The sequence below is a fragment of the Mesorhizobium sp. M2A.F.Ca.ET.042.01.1.1 genome, assembly GCF_003997405.1.
Taxonomy (GTDB): domain Bacteria; phylum Pseudomonadota; class Alphaproteobacteria; order Rhizobiales; family Rhizobiaceae; genus Mesorhizobium.
The window spans coordinates 22,733-39,129 of record NZ_RZRX01000005.1 but is presented as its reverse complement, the minus strand read 5'-3'; the positions used below and the strand labels follow the sequence as shown (position 1 = coordinate 39,129).

The following is a 16,397-nucleotide window of genomic DNA, read 5'->3' as shown; positions in this document are numbered from 1 at the left end:
CGCCCGCCATTGGACGCCTGTTCTGTTGCCCACGAGGGGCTCGGTTATTTCAAAGCACGAAGCGTGCCAGTTTTACGAGAGACCAGAATTTCATTTAAAATCAGTCTTCTAGCCCAATCGGCCTGCGGCGGAGCCAAGCTGCAACGCGGTCAAACATTGATCAATGGCATGGACATGCCGCACAAATTTTGTGCATAGCACAAGACTGGCGCGCGAATGATCAGGCGCGTTTCTGGCCGGCAATGTAGGCGTCGATCCGGTCCGGATCGAAGATCTGGCCGTCGAAAAATCCGTCGGGACCAAGCACCAGGCTCGCCCCCGCCGAGCCGACTGGCGTCGCAACCTTCAGCGCGCCTTCGACCTTGGCATTGGCGCCGGGCAGCGCCACGCCGAGCGGCTTCAAGGCCGAGCGGTAGAGGTCTGGCCGATAGCAGTCGCGGGCGATGGCGAGGTTCTGCGGCGTGTGCGGCAACTGTCCCCAGCGCACCATCTGCGTGTAGAACCACAGCGCATGGCTCTTCCAGGGGAAGTTCGCCGCCTTGTCGAAGGGCAGGAAGAAGTCGTCCACGCGCCGCTCCACGCCGCCGCCAATCTGAAGGCGTCCGGTGAGCGCCGGCATCTGGATCGCCTCCGGCTGGCCAAGGAAAGCCGGCTTCGCCATCATCGCGGCCAGTTCGCCGCGGTTCGCCGGTTCCTGGCACCAGCGGGCGGCGTGATGCAACGCCCTGAGAAGTGATGCAAGCGCCTCCGGGTTCGCCTCGGCCCAGGCCTTGCGCGCGCCGATCACCTTTTCCGGGCTGTTGCGCCAGAGCAGCGCCTTGACGGTGACGATGCGGCCGGTTCCGGCCGCGACGGCGGCGCTGTTCCAGGGCTCGCCGACGCAATAGCCGTCGATGCGGCCGGCAGCCAGCGCATCGGCCATGAAGGGCGGCGGCACGATGACGATCTCGATGTTTCGGTCGGGATCGATGCCGCAGGCGGCAAGCCAGTAACGCAGTTCGTAATTGTGCCCGGAATGCGGATGCACGACGGCGAAGCGCAGTGGCTCGCGGCCGGCACCCGCCCGCTCGCGGATCAGCGCGCCGAGCGCTGCCCCGGCGCGCCCCGGATCGAGGTCGGGCGCGGCACCTTGCGCCGCCATCCCATCCCAAACCGCGTTGGACACGGTGACGCAGTTGCCGCCGAGCCCGAGCGAGAACGGCACGATGGTCTCCGAGGCAAGCGGAGTCAGCCCGAGGCTGCAGGCGAGCGGCATCGGCCCCAGCATATGGGCGACATCGAAATGGCCGATGGCGATGCGGTCCCGGATGTTGGCCCAGGACGTCTCGCGCTGCAGCTTGAGCTCGATGCCCTCGCGCGCGGCAAAGCCCATCTCGGCGGCCGTGACAAGGACCGCGCTGTCGAAGAGCGGCATGAATCCGGCGGTGATTTCGTGCGCCATGCTCATTCGCCCTCCAGCGGTCCCAGCAAGCCCGCCGCGGTCACCAGGCTCTGCGCGATCTCGGCGATCTTGCGGTTCTGATTCATGGCGGTCTTGCGCAGAAGCGTGTAGGCCGCCTCCTCGCTCAACCCCCGCGACTTCATCAATATGCCCTTGGCCCGGTCGATGACCTTGCGGTTCTCCAGTTCGCTGCGGGCCTCCTCCAATTCGCGCGCCATGCGCGAGAAGGCGTTGAAGCGGCTGATCGCCATGTCGAGGATCGGCTTGATGCGTTCCTTCTTCAGCCCGTCGACGACATAGGCGGACACGCCCGCATCGACGGCGGCCTCGATCGAGGCCTGGTCGGAGCGGTCGACGAACATGGCGATCGGCCGCTTCACCGCGCGCGACAGCTGGAACATGTTCTCCAGCATGTCGCGGTTGGGGTTTTCCAGATCGATGACGATGACGTCCGGCTCGATTTCGGCGATACGCCGGGCAATGCCGGCCACGTCATGGATCACCGTGACATGGCGATGGCCTGCGTCCCGCAACCCGGCCTCGATGATCGAGGCGCGGATGCGGTTCTCGTCGATAACAAGGATGGTCAACGAACCGGTGGACATGCGCCTATTGTGCAGCCAGACCGCAATTGTGCAATGCGGCGATCGACGGATTGGTCCATCCGATCCTCGAGGCACGGGCTGCGACGCTTTCGCGTCCCGGCCTGCGTTGCCGGTGAAGGGCGGGACCACTATAGATGTTCCATCGTGCGCGAAGATATTCACACGGCAGGCGTCCCGGTACTCTGCGTTTCATGCGAGGCGCGGCATCGTGGCATATGTGGCGCGCTCAACGCCGGGCAGCTCGTCGATCTTGCCAAATCGACGAAACGGCACAAGGCCGAGGCGGGCAAGGAACTGGTGGGCGATTCCAGGAGCGTCGAGCGTTTCTCGAACGTGCTTTCAGGCGTCGTGAAGCTGACCAAGACGCTTTCCGACGGCCGCCAGCAGATTGTCGGCCTGCAATTCGCTCCCGATTTCCTCGGCAGGCCGTTCCAGAGCGAGAGCACGCTCAGCGCCGAGGCGGCGACCGACGTCGAATTGTGCTCGTTCCCGCGCCAGGCGCTGGAGCGCATGATAAAGGAGCAGCCCGATCTTGAGCATCGCCTGCTCGAACAGAAGCTGCGCGAGCTCGACCAGGCGCGCGACTGGATGGTGGCGCTTGGCCGCAAGACGGCCTCCGAGAAGATCGCGAGCTTCCTTCTGATGATTGCGCGCAACATCGACCCCGCCGCCGGGCCGGAGCGGCGCGGTGCCGCTTTCGATCTGCCTCTGTCGCGTGCGGAGATCTCGGATTTCCTGGGTCTCACCGTCGAGACGGTAAGCCGGCAGATCACCCGGCTGCGGGGCGAGGGCGTCATCCGCGTCGAAAACAACCGCCACGTCATCGTCGACGACATCGGGCGCCTGGCAGCGCGGGCCGGAGACTGAACCCCGGTTTACCGATTGCCGAGAACCTTCGGCAGCACGTGGTCGCGCTCAAAGGCGATGTGGCGGCGCAACGATTCGAAGAAGGCGCGCAGCATGTAGCCGAACGCCTCGGGATTTTCGATCTGCCGCCCGTGGCCGTAGGCCAGCAGCGCCTCGCTGAGATCCGCCGCCGCGCTTTCATCCTCCAGGTGCTCGAGCTTCAGTCGCGCGACAGTGTCTTCCTCGCCCGTCTGCCGCGCGAAGGCAGGGAAGACGATCTCTTCCTCGAAGCGGTGGCACTCGCGCAGCAGCGGCAAGAGGTCGGCCGCCACGGCGAGGCACTGGAGCCGGTCGACGCGCGACGGCAGGTCGTCGGCGATGCCTTCGAGCATGTGGCAGAGCGCGAGCTTCTGCATATGCGCCCGCCGCATATCTGCCGGGCTGTGCAGCGGCTCCGGCTCGGCGCTCGTCATGATAGCTCCTCCGTCACGCCGGGCTCAAGGAGGGTTGCCGCTCGACGGCAACTGGATCGGGAACATCGCCAGCCCACGGTGGCGATTACCGTCGCGACGCCGAGGAAGAAAGTCGGACATGGAGCATCCTTTCTGGACATCGCCTCATAGCGCGACACGAATGCTGGAGACTTGACCTGAATCAACTCATGTCCTCCTCGCCTGTGCGAGAAGCGGGCCATGAAAACGCAGGTCGTTCCCGCACCGATTCCTGATTCCGCCGCCTCGGGGCCGGCCGCCTTCGAGGCGCTTTCCGCCGCCGAGCGATTGGCAAGGCGTGGATTGCGCGGTCTTCTCGCCTTGCAGGCGGTCCGCACCGTGCTCAGGCTCGGCTTCGCCGCGACGGCGGCGATGGCCGCCGGCCGGCTCGTGATGGGCGAGACGGTCGAGCCATGGCTCGTCGCCGGGATGATTGCGCTGCTCGCGGCCGCATGCCTCGCCGGATTCGCCGCTGAAAGGGTGCAGGCTTCCGCGGAAAACGCCGTCTCGACGCGACTGCGGGCGCTCGCGGGCGAGCGACTGGGCAAGATGCCGGCGCGGCAGTTGCAGTCGCTCTCGACGGGCGCCTTGATCGTCTCGATGCAGCGCCATCCGGAATCGATCGCCGCGCTGGTGGTGGGTCATCGCGCCGCCACGGCCATGATGGCGGCCGGGCCGCTGCTCGCTGCCATCGCGCTTTGCTTCGTCTCCTGGCAGGCCGCGCTGCTGGTCATCAGCCTGACGCCGGTCATGATCCTGTTCTTCGCGCTGGTGGGCAATGCGATCCGTCGGCGCGCCGACGCCCAGGAGCGTGCCTTCGGCCGGCTGGCGGGCCAGTTCGCCGACCGCCTCCGCACGCTGCCCACAATTCTTGCCAACCACGCGACGGCAAGCGAGGAGGCGAAACTCGGCCAGCGCCTGGAGGGCTACGCGGGCGAGACGATCGGTCTGCTGCGCATAGCCTTTGCCAATGCCGGGATCATCGACTTCTTCGCCTCGCTCTCGATTGCGATCCTCGCCATCTTCCTCGGCCTGGGCCACCTGAAGCTTGCGACGATCCCGGGCTTCTCGCATCTCGAGCTCTGGCAGAGCCTGTTCATTCTGATGATCGCGCCCGAGTATTTCGCACCATTCCGCCGCTTCTCGGAGCAGTACCATGCCAAGGCGGAAGGGTTGGCGGCTGCCACCGCGCTGGACCGGCTGCTCGGCGCCGACCCGATCGCGTCGACGACCTTGCCGGTGCTCGACCGGTTGCGCCTGACATTGCGTGCACATGGCCTCGTCGCCATCGTCGGTCCGAGCGGATCGGGCAAATCGACGCTTCTGCGCCGTCTCTCCGGGCTCGAGCCGGGCGCCATGCCGATGCCGGGAACCCGTCCGCTGGCCGCCGGGGAGATCGCCTGGGTTTCGACGGACGCCTACGTGCCAGAAGGAACGCTGGCGGAGGCCATTTCGTGGAATGGCGGCGCGCTGGACCGGAGCCGGCTGGAAAATGCCGCGCGCGCGATCGGGCTGCTCGACGGCGCCCTGCTGCCGGGCGGTCTCGATGCAAGGCTGGACAAGGGCGGCGCCAATCTTTCGGGCGGCCAGCGGCTTCGCATCGCCATCGCCCGCGCGCAACTTTCTGGACGAACCGTGCTCGCCGACGAGCCGACGGCAAAACTCGACCGCGCGACCGCCGAAGCCGTGCGGCGCATGCTGATCGGGATTTCAGGAACGCGGCTGGTCGTCGTAGCGACGCATGACCGGGACCTTGCCGCCGCCGCCGACCTGGTTGTGGACCTCACCCGTGACGATACCGTCGAGGTGGCGGCATGAGCACCGCGTTTCAGTCATCGAGCCGGAAGTCGTGGCGGCTGGCGACCGGCTTCGCCTTCACCGCGCTGGCCTGCGCCATACTGCTCGGCGGCGTGTCCGCCTGGCTGCTCGGCTCGGTGGCGATCGCTGGCCTTTCCGCCGCCGCTTTCACTTTCAACTTTCACACCCCCGCGGCTTTCATCAGGCTGTTCGCGGTCGGCCGCACCGCCGCCCGCTACGGCGAGCGGCTGACCGGCCACAAGGCCGCGCTCGCCGATCAGATATCGCGTCGCGTCGAGCTGTTCGCCGCGATGGCGGCGGCGCCGGCGGTGCGCCGGGCCGGATGGCAGCTGGGCGACGATTCGCGCCTTGCCGACTATCTGGACGATGTCGAGGACCTCGACTTCGCCAGGCTGCGCGCCGGCCTGCCGGCTCTGACGCTTGCCTGCGGTCTTGCCGTCCTGATTGCCGGCTCAGCAGTGCTGGCGCCTTTGTCCCTCCTGCCCATCATAGTCTTGCTGCTTGCCATCCTGTTCGCGGGGAACCGGGTGGCCAGAGCTGGCGCCATGGCATGGCGTGAGACCAGGTCGCTGCGCCGCGGGGGCGCGAGCCGGCTTGGCGCGGCCATGGCGTCAGCCGTACCCCTGAAGGCGGAGGGCGCCTGGAACCGCGAATGCACCGAGGCCCTCGCCGCGCTCTCTCGCGCCGACAGCGCGCAGCTTTCCCTTCGCCGGTTGCAGGCCATGCTGGACATGGTCGCGGCGGCCCTCGGTCCGGTTGCCGGCGTCAGCGTGATGGCGGCTGCGTGGTATGCGGGCAGACAAGGCACGGAGCTTCTCGCGCCGATGCTGCTCGCCTTCTCCTGGCTGGCGCTGGGCGAAACCATGAATGGCGCATCGCGCATGCTGGTTGCCGTGCTTCGCCGCGACGCGGCTCGCGCCGAGATCGGTCAATGGACACGCGGCACCGCGGCCGGCAGGCGCGAATTCGCCCTGGATGACATCAAGCCCGGCCTGCTGCTTCATGGCGGCCTGCAACGCCGTGCGCCCGACGGCCGGTCGATCGGAACGCCCATCTCTCTGCTCCTCGCGCGAGGCCAGCCGACACTGCTCGTCGGCGCAAGCGGCTCGGGCAAGACGAGCCTGCTCAAGCAGATCGCCGGCTGGATCGGCGACGATGCCTTCGCCACCGACGACCGCATCCTGTCGGCAGGCGAGCGGCGGGCGCTCGTGTCCCTCGTCCTGCACGACGCGGTCGTGCTGGAGGACACCGTCCGCGCCAATCTCTTTGCCGGCGATGCTCCGGATGCCGTGCTGTGGCGGGCCCTGGAAGCCGTCGAGATGGACGGTCGCATCCGCGACGCGGGCGGGCTGGACAGCTGGGTCAGGCAGGACAGGTTCTCGCTCGGCGAAGCGCAGCGCATCAACCTCGCTCGCGCCTGGCTGTCATCCCGACCCGTTATGCTGCTGGACGAGCCGACCGAGCATCTCGACGAGGCGCAGGGCGAGCGTATCCTCGAGCGGCTGCTCGCCCGCTTCAGCGATAGGATCGTCGTCGTCTCCACCCATCGCGCGCCGCCGCTTCGCGATGTCCGCACGATCGAGTTGCAGCCGTGATCACGCCGCCGAGCTGTCCTGCTCCGCGGCATTGGGATCGCCCGGCGCCGTCGCCCAGGCGAGCTCAACCAGCGTCACGGTGCGTCGCCCTGTGCCGTCGACCTGACAGACGATGAGGCCCTGCTCCTCGATATAGTCGAGCAGCCGCCGCGCGCGGCGCAGCGAATGTGAGCCGTAGGCGCGCGCGATCGCCGCGTCGCTCGGGCATGGCCAGCCTTCCTTGGCGGCGCGGGCGATCATCATGAACACGCCCTGCATGTCCTCGGGCAAAAGCGAGGCGCGCACGGAGACGTCCCGCCACGCATCGTCCTCTGCCATGTCGGAGCCGACGCCGGCTCGCGCCCTGGTCAGCATGCGGCGGAATTCCGGAAGATCGGGCACGACCGAGGCAAGCCCTTCGATGCGGCAGCGGACCACGAACTCCTGGTAGAGCACGCCGATGACTCGGAAGCCCGCATCGGGCTCGGCCAGGATGGCACGCAGGATGCGATCCATCCGCTCACGCCGCTCGGCGAGGTCCTCGGCGCTGGGCTGCGGCTCCGCCGGCTCGGGGCGCATGTCCAGCGGCGCGGCCTTGGCCGCCATCAGCTGGTCGAGGAGGTCCGGCGAAGGCCGGCGTTGCGGCCTGACCGTCTCCGGCGGCGGCGCGGCAAGTATGATCGAGCGTGCATCCTCAAGGGCCGCTTCGGGCAGCGGCATCAGCCGCGGCGTGCCGTTGCGCGGGCTGGTCTCGGTCTGGCCGATGCGCACGCCGAGCGGCCGGCGCGACAGCGCCGGTCCGAGCGCCATGAAATGCCCGCGCTCCAGGTCGCGGAAAGCTTCGGCCTGACGCCGCTCCATGCCGAGCAGGTCGGCCGCGCGCGCCATGTCGATGTCGAGGAAAGTGCGGCCCATCAGGAAGTTGGAGGCTTCCGCCGCGACGTTCTTGGCGAGCTTCGCCAGCCGCTGCGTGGCGATGATGCCGGCCAGCCCGCGCTTGCGGCCGCGGCACATCAGATTGGTCATCGCGCCGAGGGAAAGCTTGCGCGCCTCGTCCGAAACCTCGCCGGCGGCGGCGGGCGCGAAGAGCTGCGCCTCGTCGACGACCACCAGCATCGGGTACCAGTGGTCGCGCGCGACCTCGAACAGCCCGCCGAGGAAAGCCGCTGCGCGCCGCATCTGGTTCTCGGCGTCGAGCCCCTCGAGATTGAGCACCGTCGAGACGCGGTGGATGCGCGCCCGCTCGCCCGCCGCCTGCAGGCCGCGCTCGGTATGCTCCTCGGCGTCGATCACCAGATGCCCAAAACGTTCGCCAAGCGACACGAAGTCGCCTTCGGGGTCAATGATGGTCTGCTGCACCCAGGGCGCGCTCTGTTCGAGCAGCCGGCGCAGCAGATGCGACTTGCCGGAGCCCGAATTGCCCTGCACCAGCAGCCGGGTTGCCAGCAGTTCCTCAAGGTCGAGGGCCGCCGGCGCGCCTGCGCTCGTCTGCCCCATCTCGATTGCAACCGTCATATTTCGACTCAGAACGCCTCCATCCGCGCCACGGGCTTATCAACCGAAGCCGGGCGCGTCGAGCATGGCCGCGCACCGCTTGGCGGTGTTCCACATCTAAGGGCGAGCGTCGGCTCGTCCCATGCGCGAGCGTCAGCTCGTCCCTGCAGGGCGGATGGCGGCAGGCTGTCGCCATCGGCACTGGTCGGACCACCATTTCGCTGGCGCAATCCAGCCATTGGCGTATCATCTTTGCAGGGAGGGTTCATGGCAGGAGGAGGCCAATGAACGTCGCTGCGGAAGTGCCCGTCATGGACCCGACGGTGCAAGACCTTGTTTCGTCTGCCCTTTCGAAATTTCGCGCCGGCGACACCGTGTCCACACGCGCCATGCTCGAGGCCATACGCCATGCCGATCCATCCTGCGAGGACAGCGATGACCATCTGGTCGAGCTGATCGTGATGGCCGCCGTTGGTAAGACCATGGGGGTTGTATTCGACCACCGCTCGCCTGACGAGCGGTTGCCGCGGCTCGCGTAGCGAGCCCGGTGACTGCCCCTAACGTCGTCATCCACGGGCCTCGCCCTAGAACGACGAACCAACGGGCGCGGCCAGTTTCCACAATGAGCGATTTGCGAACGCAGGCGCCGTCCGCCAGGCCCTAACTGCCCAATGGATGCGGCATGTAGCCGACGAAGCCCGCGATCTTCCAGCGGCCACCAACCTTGCGGCAGAAATAGAGCGTCTGCCATTTCAGCCGGTCGACGCCGCCATCGGCCTTGGCGACGGAACCGTCGAACTTCTTGTGCAGCACCGCGCGATCGCCATCAACATCGATGTCGCGCATGTTGGTGACACGAAACAGCGCCTCGCGCAGCGGCTCGGCGAATTTCGTGCCCGCGGTTTCCTTGGCCTGGCGCAGCCATTCGTCGCGATAGACATCCAGCCTCGGGAACTGCAGCCGCCAGGCGTCGGCATTGGCGAGGAAATGCGCGTGCATGCCGAAGAAGCTCTCGGCGATGAAATCGTCCTCGACCATCGACCAGTCTTGGCCGAGGAAGGCATCGATATCGCGCCGCACCAGCATTTCCCACAGCGAGTGGCGGTCGGCATCGCCTTCCGGAAACGGGTTCTTGTCGAAGGTCATGCTGGATCTCCCCTCATCTGCGCGCAGCCGGACGGAAGCGGCGCGAGCGCAAAGATGCTCAGGCTTCTGTAATAAAGCAACATGGATTTCGAAAAAATGTTGCTTTCCGACATTGGCTCTATGAGGATCGTGCCGACAGGCGTAGACGGCTATGCGGCCGGTTCCGTTGATCGCCAAGAGGAGGCTCACTTGCCCAAGCAGTGTTTTGGAAAATCGCATGTTCCGCTCTCGCCCGCCGTGCGCGCCGGCGATTTCGTCTATGTCTCCGGCCAGGTGCCGGTGGGCAGCGACGGGCTGGTGGTAAAGGGCGGCATCGCCGAGCAGACCGAGCAGGTGCTGCAGAACGTCAAGGCGGCGCTGGCGCTGGCCGGCTGCGGCATGGACGATGTGGTGAAGACCACTGTCTGGCTGGAGGACGCGCGCGATTTCGGCACCTTCAACACCGTCTATGCAAAACATTTCTCCAAGGATCCGCCGGCGCGCACCACGGTCGAGTCGCGCCTGATGATCGACATCAAGATCGAGGTCGAGGCCGTCGCCTACCGGCCGGTCTGATCGCTAAAAGCAATTCCAGGAAAAGTGTGTAGCGGTTTTCCGTCCGGAATTGCGTGAAACAAACAGCAGGGAGGGTACCGATGCAGTTCGATCTCCTGATCAAGGGCGGGCGCGTCATCGACCCCGCATCGGGCCTGGACGCGCAGCGCGACGTCGCCATCGCCGATGGCCGCGTCGCCGCGATCGAGGCCGCCCTCGATGCCGAACATGCCGCGCAGGTGGTCGATGCCAGGGACTGCATCGTCACGCCCGGCCTCGTCGACCTGCACAGCCATGTCTATTGGGGCGGCACCTCGCTCGGTGTCGATGCCGACCGGCTGGCCGCCAAGAGCGGCACCACCACCTTCGTCGACGCCGGCAGCGCCGGCGCCGGCAATTTCCTCGGCTTCCGCCGCCATGTCATCGAGCGCTCGAAGGTCCGCATCCTCGCTTACGTCAACATCTCCTTCGCCGGCATATTCGGCTTCGCCAAGACCGTGTCGGTCGGCGAGTGCAGCGACCTCAGGCTCTGCGAGCCGCGCGAGACGGTGGCTGCGGTGCGCGAGCACGCCGATGTCGTCGTCGGCGTGAAAGTCCGCTCTGGCAAGCATGCCGCCGGTACCAGCGGCGTCGCCCCGGTCGATCTCGCGCTCGAAGCCGCTGACAAGGTCGGCCTGCCGCTGATGGCGCATATCGACGAACCGCCGCCGGGCCGTTCGGAAGTGCTGCCCAGGCTGCGCCGCGGCGACATTCTCACCCACTGCTTCCGCCCATTCCCCAACGCCCCGGTCTTCGCCTCGGGCGCGGTGCGGCCAGACATGCGCCTGGCGCGCGAGCGCGGCGTCATCTTCGACATCGGCCACGGCATGGGCTCCTTCGACTTCGAGGTGGCGAAGGCGATGCTCGCCGAGGGTCTCGCGCCCGACGTAATATCGAGCGACGTCCACCTCTACTGCGTCGACGGCCCGGCCTTCGACATGCTGGTCTGCATGTCGAAGCTGATGGCGCTCGGCATGCCGCTGGTCGAGGTGCTGCGCGCCGCGACCGTAAACCCCGCGCAGGCGATCGCCCGGTCCGAGCTCGGCGCGCTGAAGGTCGGCGGCATCGGCGATGTCGCGGTGCTGCGGCTCCAGCCCGGCCGCTTCACCTTCGTCGACGCGGTCGGAGCGTCAATGGTCGCGGACCAGCGGCTGGTTTCCAGCGGCATCGCCATCGGCGGCAAGTGGTGGCCGAACGACACGCCCGACCACAACGAGACCGAACGCTTCGAAGCGCATGCGCATCACACGCATGTGGATGTGGCGGCCAGGCATTTTGGCCGGGGCTGATCTCCCCCCTCGAGGGGGAGATGTCGCCGAAGGCGACAGAGGGGGGCGCCGCGCGTGAAGCGCCAACCCTCGTCTGCCGCTAAAAGTCGAGCCCAGTCGGACCGACCCCCTCTGGCCTGCCGGCCATCTCCCCCTCGAGGGGGGAGATCGAACGTCACCGTTGTGCGTTACTCGGCTCGCCATAAACGGGCGTCGCAATCCCTTCCATCCGCGCCTTCAGCTGCAGCGCCACATATTTCGAATAGAAGCGCGACAGCGCCAGATTGCCGCCATGGAACCACAGCGCCTCCTGCGCCGTCGGCTTCCACATGTTGCGCAACTCGCCCTGCCAGGGACCGGGGTCGCCCTTCACGCCGGAGCCAAGGCCCCAGCACGGGCCGACCTTGTCGGCGACCTCGCGTGAGACGATTGCGGCAACCGTCTCGTTCATCGACTGGTAGCCGGTGCAGCAGACGATCGCGTCGACATCCAATTCGCTGCCGTCCTCGAACAAGATGCCGGCCGGCGTCAGCGACTTGATGCCTACGCCGCTCTTCACCTTGATCTCGCCGTTCAGGATCAGCTCGCAGGCGCCGACATCGATGTAATAGCCCGAGCCGGTACGATAGGCCTTCATCAACAGCCCGGTCTCGTCCTCGCCGAAATCGATGGCGAAGCCGCTGTCGCTGAGGCGCTTGTAGAAATCCGCGTCGCGCGCCCTGATCACGTCATAGAGCGCGCGCTGGCCCTTGGGCACCAAAGCGAAGGGCGTCGAGGCGACGATCATGTCGGCCTTGTCGGTGGTGATGCCGCGCGCCAGCGCCTTTTCGGAAAAGATCTCGAAGCCGACATCCATAAGCGTGTCGGACTTCACCACGGTCGTCGGCGAGCGCTGCACCATGGTGACCTTGGCGCCGGCTTCCCAGAGGTCGACGCTGACGTCGTGGCCGGAGCTTGCAGCACCTATCACCGCGACGCGTTTGCCGCGGAATTTCTCGCCGGTGGAATACTGGCTGGAATGCAGGAGCTCGCCCTTGAAGCTGTCGGCGCCGGGCAATTCGATTTGCTGCGGCGGCCCGTAGGCGCCGGTGGCGAAGACGATGTGTTTCGGCTTCAGCGTGACGCGTTGGCCGACGCGGTCGACCACCACGATCCAGACCTTTTCGGCCTCGTCGAAGGCGGCGCTGATGCATTTGGTGGCCACCCAATAATTCAGCTCCATGACGCGCGTATACATTTCCAGCCAGTCGCCCATCTTGTCCTTGGGCGTGAAGACCGGCCAGTTTTCCGGGAACGGAATGTAAGGCAGATGGTCGTACCAGACCGGGTCGTGCAGCACGAGCGAGCGGTAGCGGTTGCGCCAGGAATCGCCGGCGCGCGCATTCTTCTCGACGATGAGGGTCGGAACGCCGAGCTGCCGCAGCCGGGCGCCCAGCATGATGCCGCCCTGCCCGCCGCCGATCACCAGGCAGTAGGGCTGCTCATGCACGCCGAGATCGCGCGCCTCGCGCGCCCGTGCTTCCGCCCAGGTCTCGCGCTTGGGGTCGGCCTTGTGGCGGATGCCGAGCGGCCGCGCAGGACCCTTTTGCTCCTCAAAACCCTTGAGCTCGCTCATCGCCGTGAACAGCGTACGGCAGCGGCCGTCCTTGAGCCGCAGGATCCCCTCGCCCCGCGCCACCCCAGTCTCGAACGTGAACCAGGCCTCGACGATGCCGTCGTCGAGGCTCGCCTCGCCGGTCAGGTGCCAGTGCGACGGCTGCGCCAGCGACAGCGTTGCCTTCAGCATCTCGCGGATCGCGGCCTGCCCCTCCATGGTCTTGATGTTCCATGTGAAGGTCAAAAGATCGCGCCAGTAGCAATCTTCCGCAAAGAGGTTCGTCGCCGCCTCGATATCGCCCGCCTCCAGCGCCCGGCCGAATGAGCCGAGCCAGGTCGCCGCCTGTTGCGATGGTGCGATGTCGAGCATTTTTCGTCGTTCCCTTTTCAGTTGGAGTTCCCTGGCCGCGCCGACCTTCCCTTCTCCCGTTGTGGGAGAAGGTGGATCGGCGCGCAGCGCCGAGACGGATGAGGGGTGTTCCAGCGGAGTGAGACGCTGGTGGCATCTGGAACACCCCTCATCCGACCTCGCTTCGCGAGGCCACCTTCTCCCACAAGGGGAGAAGGGTAGTCGCTAATCCCCGAGCGGCTCCATCTCCTTGCCCGTCCGATGGATCTGCGCATTGTATTTGATCCTGCGCACCGTCTCGCGCGCCGGGCCGTCGATCTTGTAGGCTGTCGCCACCGCCAGCAGATCGATGGCCGCCAGGAATGCGTAGCGCGACGCGGTCGGCTTCAGCGTGTCGGGATATTCCGGAACGGCCATCGTCAGCCGCACGTCGCAGACGCGGGTCAGCTCGGTGTCCGGCGCCGTCACGCAGATCGCGTTGGCGCGGTAGTGCTTGGCGAGCTCCACCGCCTCGATCACCTCGCGCGTGCGCCCTGTGGCCGAGATCGCGATCACCAGATCGCCCGGCTTCAGCGTCGAGGCGGTCATGCGCATCAAATAGGGATCGCTTTGCGCATTGATGGTGATCCCATAGCGGAAGAGGCGGTATTGCGTCTCCTGCGCCAGCGCCGACGAGCTGCCGCCGAGGCCGAACACCGTCACCTGCCGCGCCTTGGCGATCAGTTCCGCCGCCTTCTGCAGCTGTCCCGGATCGATCTGCCGCTCCGCCTCCTGCAGCGCGCGCCGCGCTTCGCCGAAGACGGCGTTCCAGAACGGCATGCCGCTGTCGCTGTTCGCGGGCTGGGGCTTGGTGGCGAGATAGAGCGCGCCGACGACAAGGCTCTGCGCCAGCTTCAGCTTGAAATCGCGCACGCCCTCGCAGCCGATGGCGCGGCAGAACCGTGTCACCGTCGGCTCGCTGACCCGGGCACGTTGGGCAAGCGCGGCATTGGACGCGTCGACCGCATATTTGACATCGTCGAGCACGACATCGGCGACGCGGCGCTCGGCCGGCCGCAGCTCCGCATAGCTGTCCTTCACCTGCGAGATGATATCGGGAAAGCGCCTGACATGGTCGTGCCGGTCGCCGTCTTCGTCCGCAATTCGCAATGCCTGGCTGTCAGCTTCGGTCATTCGCCAGTCCTCCCCAGCCCGCTTCTGGATCCGTCATCTTCGCGATTATCCGCCCGCTGGCCATAGGCAATCAACCGAGCTGAGTATGTAGGAAAGTAACACACACCGCAAGGGATGATAACACCCATTTAAATCAACATATTAACTGATATCTGATTGAACCTGATTGCTTCTGTCGTCTGTCGCCGCTTGACAGTAAAGTAGGATAGTTACAGACTGATTTCGCGGACAGATGGGGCCTTGGGCAACGCATCGCGCAGTCTCCGAGGGGGAGCATGAGTACGGCAAGCGCAAGAACGCCGAAGCTCGGCGTGCAGGCAGCGACCAAGGTCTATCAGACAGGTTCCGGCGATCTTCTGGCGCTGGACCGCTGCAGCCTCGATGTTCAACCCAATGAGATCGTTTCGATCGTCGGCCCCTCCGGCTGCGGCAAGACCACGCTGTTGTGGTCTATGTCGGGCCTGCACCGGCTGACCGGCGGCGCGATCCTGCTCGACGGCAAGGAGGTCACTGGACCGCGCCCCGAGATCGGCATTGTCTTCCAGGAAGCGAACCTCCTGCCCTGGCGCAATCTCGACGCCAACATAAACTTCCCCTTCGAGATCAAGGGCGAGAAGCCCGACCGCGCCTGGATCGCCCATCTCTTGCACCGCGTCGGGCTGGATGGCTTCGGCGGCAAATTCCCGCGCGAGCTTTCCGGCGGCATGCAGCAGCGCGCCGCGATCGTGCGCGCGCTGGCATTGAAGCCTTCCGTGCTTTTGATGGACGAGCCCTTCGGCGCGCTCGACAGTTTCACCCGCGAGGAGATGAACCGCCTCGTCGAGGAGATCTGGCTCGACACCAAGACCACCATCGTCTTCATCACCCATAGCATCGAGGAAGCGATCTTCCTCTCCGACCGCGTCGTGGTGCTGACGACCCGGCCTGGCCGCGTCGCCAAGATCTACGACGTGCCGTTCGCGCGCCCGCGTTCGCTGGAGATCATGGCGACGAAGGAGGTTTTCGACCTCACCAACCGCATCAAGATGGACATCGTCGGCGAACGTCGGCCGCAAGCGCAGCAGCAGCCGGAGCACAAGAGCGCTGAAATCGTGAGGATCAGGCAGTGAGCGGAGGCGACGCCATTCCGGAATTCTCGAAGGCGAAGTCAGGCGGTGACGGGCAGGAGGTCAGCCTCACCAACCTTTCCGCCTTCGCCAGCGGCCCCGGCATCAAGTCCGGAGCCGAGGTGGCGGCGATCCTCGCCGTGGCGGTGGTCATCATCGGCGGCATCGAGCTCGCGCTTCGCATCTTTCACGTGCCGCAATACATCATGCCGCCGCCGAGCTCGATCGCCTATGCCTTGTTCGACGAGTTCCCGCTGATCGCCCCGCATCTCGGCTACACGCTGGTCGAGCTTGTCTCCGGCTTCGCCATCGGCGCCATCGTCGGCCTGGTGATGGCGGCGGTGATCACGCAGTTCCCCTTCGCCGAGAAGATCGTCGCGCCTTACATCCTGATCCTCGTCACCACACCGATGCTGGCGCTGGTGCCGCTTTTGATCCTGCGCTTCGGCTTCGGCTACACGCCGCGCATCATCGCGGTCGCCCTGGCTGCCGGCCCGATGGTGATGATCAACGCCGCGACCGGATTCCGCCGCGTCGACAGCGCCAAGATCGCCTTAGCCCGCTCCTATGGCGCCAGAACCCTGCAGATCTTCTGGAAGATCCGCGCGCCGATGGCGCTGCCGATGATCCTGGTCGGGCTGATGATCGGCGCCATCTTCGGCCTGCTCACCGCCGTCGGCGCCGAGATGGTCGGCGGCGGTTTCGGCCTCGGCAACCGGCTCACCTCCTATTCGTCGATGATCCAGATGCCGCAATTCTTCGCGGTGGTGCTGATCCTGTCGACGCTCGGCATCCTGATCTACGTGCTGTTCTTCCTGATCGGCAAGAAATGGGCGAGCTGGGAGACCTAAGCGCGAAAGGACGGGGTCGCCCGGGAGGCGGGCGAAGGCAAGGCAAGCGATCAATAAGGGCAATCA

At 66.2% G+C, this 16,397-nt stretch carries 15 protein-coding genes; 8 read left to right on the top strand and 7 right to left on the bottom strand.

Annotation, left to right across the window (positions count from 1 at the left end; all coding sequences use genetic code 11):
• Positions 1-220: 220 nt before the first annotated feature.
• Positions 221-1,447 carry a CmpA/NrtA family ABC transporter substrate-binding protein gene (locus EOA23_RS01675; RefSeq protein ID WP_127302661.1) on the bottom strand — a complete coding sequence of 409 codons (1,227 nt, stop codon included), beginning with the start codon at positions 1,445-1,447 and terminating at the stop codon, positions 221-223.
• Positions 1,444-2,046, bottom strand: coding sequence for an ANTAR domain-containing response regulator (locus EOA23_RS01670; RefSeq protein WP_042638220.1), 603 nt, complete (start codon positions 2,044-2,046; stop codon positions 1,444-1,446). The genes EOA23_RS01675 and EOA23_RS01670 overlap by 4 nt, the downstream gene beginning before the upstream one ends.
• 144 nt (positions 2,047-2,190) lie before the next feature.
• On the opposite strand from EOA23_RS01670, the gene EOA23_RS01665 reads away from it, so the two are divergent.
• The gene (locus EOA23_RS01665) at positions 2,191-2,913 is read left to right on the top strand and encodes a Crp/Fnr family transcriptional regulator (RefSeq protein WP_348628539.1); all 723 of its coding nucleotides are present in this window, start codon (positions 2,191-2,193) and stop codon (positions 2,911-2,913) included.
• An 8-nt stretch (positions 2,914-2,921) separates the two neighbouring features.
• On the opposite strand, the gene EOA23_RS01660 is transcribed toward EOA23_RS01665, so the two are convergent.
• A complete protein-coding gene (locus EOA23_RS01660) occupies positions 2,922-3,365 on the bottom strand; it encodes a hemerythrin domain-containing protein (RefSeq protein WP_245473951.1) in 444 nt (147 codons plus the stop codon).
• Between the two features lie 219 nt (positions 3,366-3,584).
• Between EOA23_RS01660 and EOA23_RS01655 the strand changes: the two genes are divergently transcribed.
• Together EOA23_RS01655 and EOA23_RS01650 are read left to right on the top strand one after the other, a co-directional pair.
• A complete protein-coding gene (locus EOA23_RS01655; RefSeq protein ID WP_127302659.1) occupies positions 3,585-5,201 on the top strand; it encodes an ATP-binding cassette domain-containing protein in 1,617 nt (538 codons plus the stop codon).
• Entirely contained in the window at positions 5,198-6,796 is a 1,599-nt protein-coding gene (locus tag EOA23_RS01650) for an ATP-binding cassette domain-containing protein (RefSeq protein ID WP_127302658.1), read from the top strand. The genes EOA23_RS01655 and EOA23_RS01650 overlap by 4 nt, the downstream gene beginning before the upstream one ends.
• On the opposite strand, the gene EOA23_RS01645 is transcribed toward EOA23_RS01650, so the two are convergent.
• Entirely contained in the window at positions 6,797-8,290 is a 1,494-nt protein-coding gene (locus EOA23_RS01645; RefSeq protein ID WP_127302657.1) for an ATP-binding protein, read from the bottom strand.
• A 263-nt stretch (positions 8,291-8,553) separates the two neighbouring features.
• On the opposite strand from EOA23_RS01645, the gene EOA23_RS01640 reads away from it, so the two are divergent.
• A complete protein-coding gene (locus EOA23_RS01640; protein WP_126064410.1) occupies positions 8,554-8,808 on the top strand; it encodes a hypothetical protein in 255 nt (84 codons plus the stop codon).
• A gap of 121 nt (positions 8,809-8,929) precedes the next feature.
• Here the strand turns inward: EOA23_RS01640 and EOA23_RS01635 are convergent, their stop codons facing one another.
• Positions 8,930-9,415 carry a hypothetical protein gene (locus EOA23_RS01635; protein WP_126064409.1) on the bottom strand — a complete coding sequence of 162 codons (486 nt, stop codon included), beginning with the start codon at positions 9,413-9,415 and terminating at the stop codon, positions 8,930-8,932.
• A gap of 189 nt (positions 9,416-9,604) precedes the next feature.
• Here EOA23_RS01635 and EOA23_RS01630 point away from each other — a divergent pair, with 189 nt between their 5' ends.
• Positions 9,605-9,970 (top strand): RidA family protein, encoded by a 366-nt coding sequence (locus EOA23_RS01630; RefSeq protein ID WP_126064408.1) that lies wholly within the window; start codon positions 9,605-9,607, stop codon positions 9,968-9,970.
• A gap of 80 nt (positions 9,971-10,050) precedes the next feature.
• Positions 10,051-11,277 carry an amidohydrolase/deacetylase family metallohydrolase gene (locus EOA23_RS01625; protein ID WP_127302656.1) on the top strand — a complete coding sequence of 409 codons (1,227 nt, stop codon included), beginning with the start codon at positions 10,051-10,053 and terminating at the stop codon, positions 11,275-11,277.
• 154 nt (positions 11,278-11,431) lie between these two features.
• Here the strand turns inward: EOA23_RS01625 and EOA23_RS01620 are convergent, their stop codons facing one another.
• Complete coding sequence (locus tag EOA23_RS01620) at positions 11,432-13,222, bottom strand: NAD(P)/FAD-dependent oxidoreductase (protein WP_127302655.1); 1,791 nt, start codon at positions 13,220-13,222, stop codon at positions 11,432-11,434.
• Positions 13,223-13,426: 204 nt separating this feature from the next.
• Positions 13,427-14,374, bottom strand: a complete 948-nt coding sequence (locus tag EOA23_RS01615; RefSeq protein ID WP_126064405.1) for a MurR/RpiR family transcriptional regulator — start codon at positions 14,372-14,374, stop codon at positions 13,427-13,429.
• A gap of 275 nt (positions 14,375-14,649) precedes the next feature.
• On the opposite strand from EOA23_RS01615, the gene EOA23_RS01610 reads away from it, so the two are divergent.
• Positions 14,650-15,483: an ABC transporter ATP-binding protein gene (locus EOA23_RS01610; RefSeq protein WP_127302654.1), complete on the top strand. Its 834-nt coding sequence runs from the start codon at positions 14,650-14,652 to the stop codon at positions 15,481-15,483.
• Positions 15,480-16,331, top strand: coding sequence for an ABC transporter permease (locus EOA23_RS01605; RefSeq protein WP_127302653.1), 852 nt, complete (start codon positions 15,480-15,482; stop codon positions 16,329-16,331). Before EOA23_RS01610 ends, EOA23_RS01605 begins: the two co-directional genes overlap by 4 nt.
• Positions 16,332-16,397 lie beyond the last annotated feature (66 nt).

What these genes read in the sequence shown, in the direction of transcription:
- EOA23_RS01675 (WP_127302661.1), bottom strand. Translation starts at nt 1,447, where the DNA reads ATGAGCATGGCGCACGAAATCACCGCCGGATTCATGCCGCTCTTCGAC.
- EOA23_RS01660 (WP_245473951.1), bottom strand. Translation starts at nt 3,365, where the DNA reads ATGACGAGCGCCGAGCCGGAGCCGCTGCACAGCCCGGCAGATATGCGG.
- EOA23_RS01655 (WP_127302659.1), top strand. Translation starts at nt 3,585, where the DNA reads ATGAAAACGCAGGTCGTTCCCGCACCGATTCCTGATTCCGCCGCCTCG.
- EOA23_RS01615 (WP_126064405.1), bottom strand. Translation starts at nt 14,374, where the DNA reads ATGACCGAAGCTGACAGCCAGGCATTGCGAATTGCGGACGAAGACGGC.
- EOA23_RS01650 (WP_127302658.1), top strand. Translation starts at nt 5,198, where the DNA reads ATGAGCACCGCGTTTCAGTCATCGAGCCGGAAGTCGTGGCGGCTGGCG.
- EOA23_RS01635 (WP_126064409.1), bottom strand. Translation starts at nt 9,415, where the DNA reads ATGACCTTCGACAAGAACCCGTTTCCGGAAGGCGATGCCGACCGCCAC.
- EOA23_RS01640 (WP_126064410.1), top strand. Translation starts at nt 8,554, where the DNA reads ATGAACGTCGCTGCGGAAGTGCCCGTCATGGACCCGACGGTGCAAGAC.
- EOA23_RS01625 (WP_127302656.1), top strand. Translation starts at nt 10,051, where the DNA reads ATGCAGTTCGATCTCCTGATCAAGGGCGGGCGCGTCATCGACCCCGCA.
- EOA23_RS01670 (WP_042638220.1), bottom strand. Translation starts at nt 2,046, where the DNA reads ATGTCCACCGGTTCGTTGACCATCCTTGTTATCGACGAGAACCGCATC.
- EOA23_RS01620 (WP_127302655.1), bottom strand. Translation starts at nt 13,222, where the DNA reads ATGCTCGACATCGCACCATCGCAACAGGCGGCGACCTGGCTCGGCTCA.
- EOA23_RS01645 (WP_127302657.1), bottom strand. Translation starts at nt 8,290, where the DNA reads ATGACGGTTGCAATCGAGATGGGGCAGACGAGCGCAGGCGCGCCGGCG.
- EOA23_RS01610 (WP_127302654.1), top strand. Translation starts at nt 14,650, where the DNA reads ATGAGTACGGCAAGCGCAAGAACGCCGAAGCTCGGCGTGCAGGCAGCG.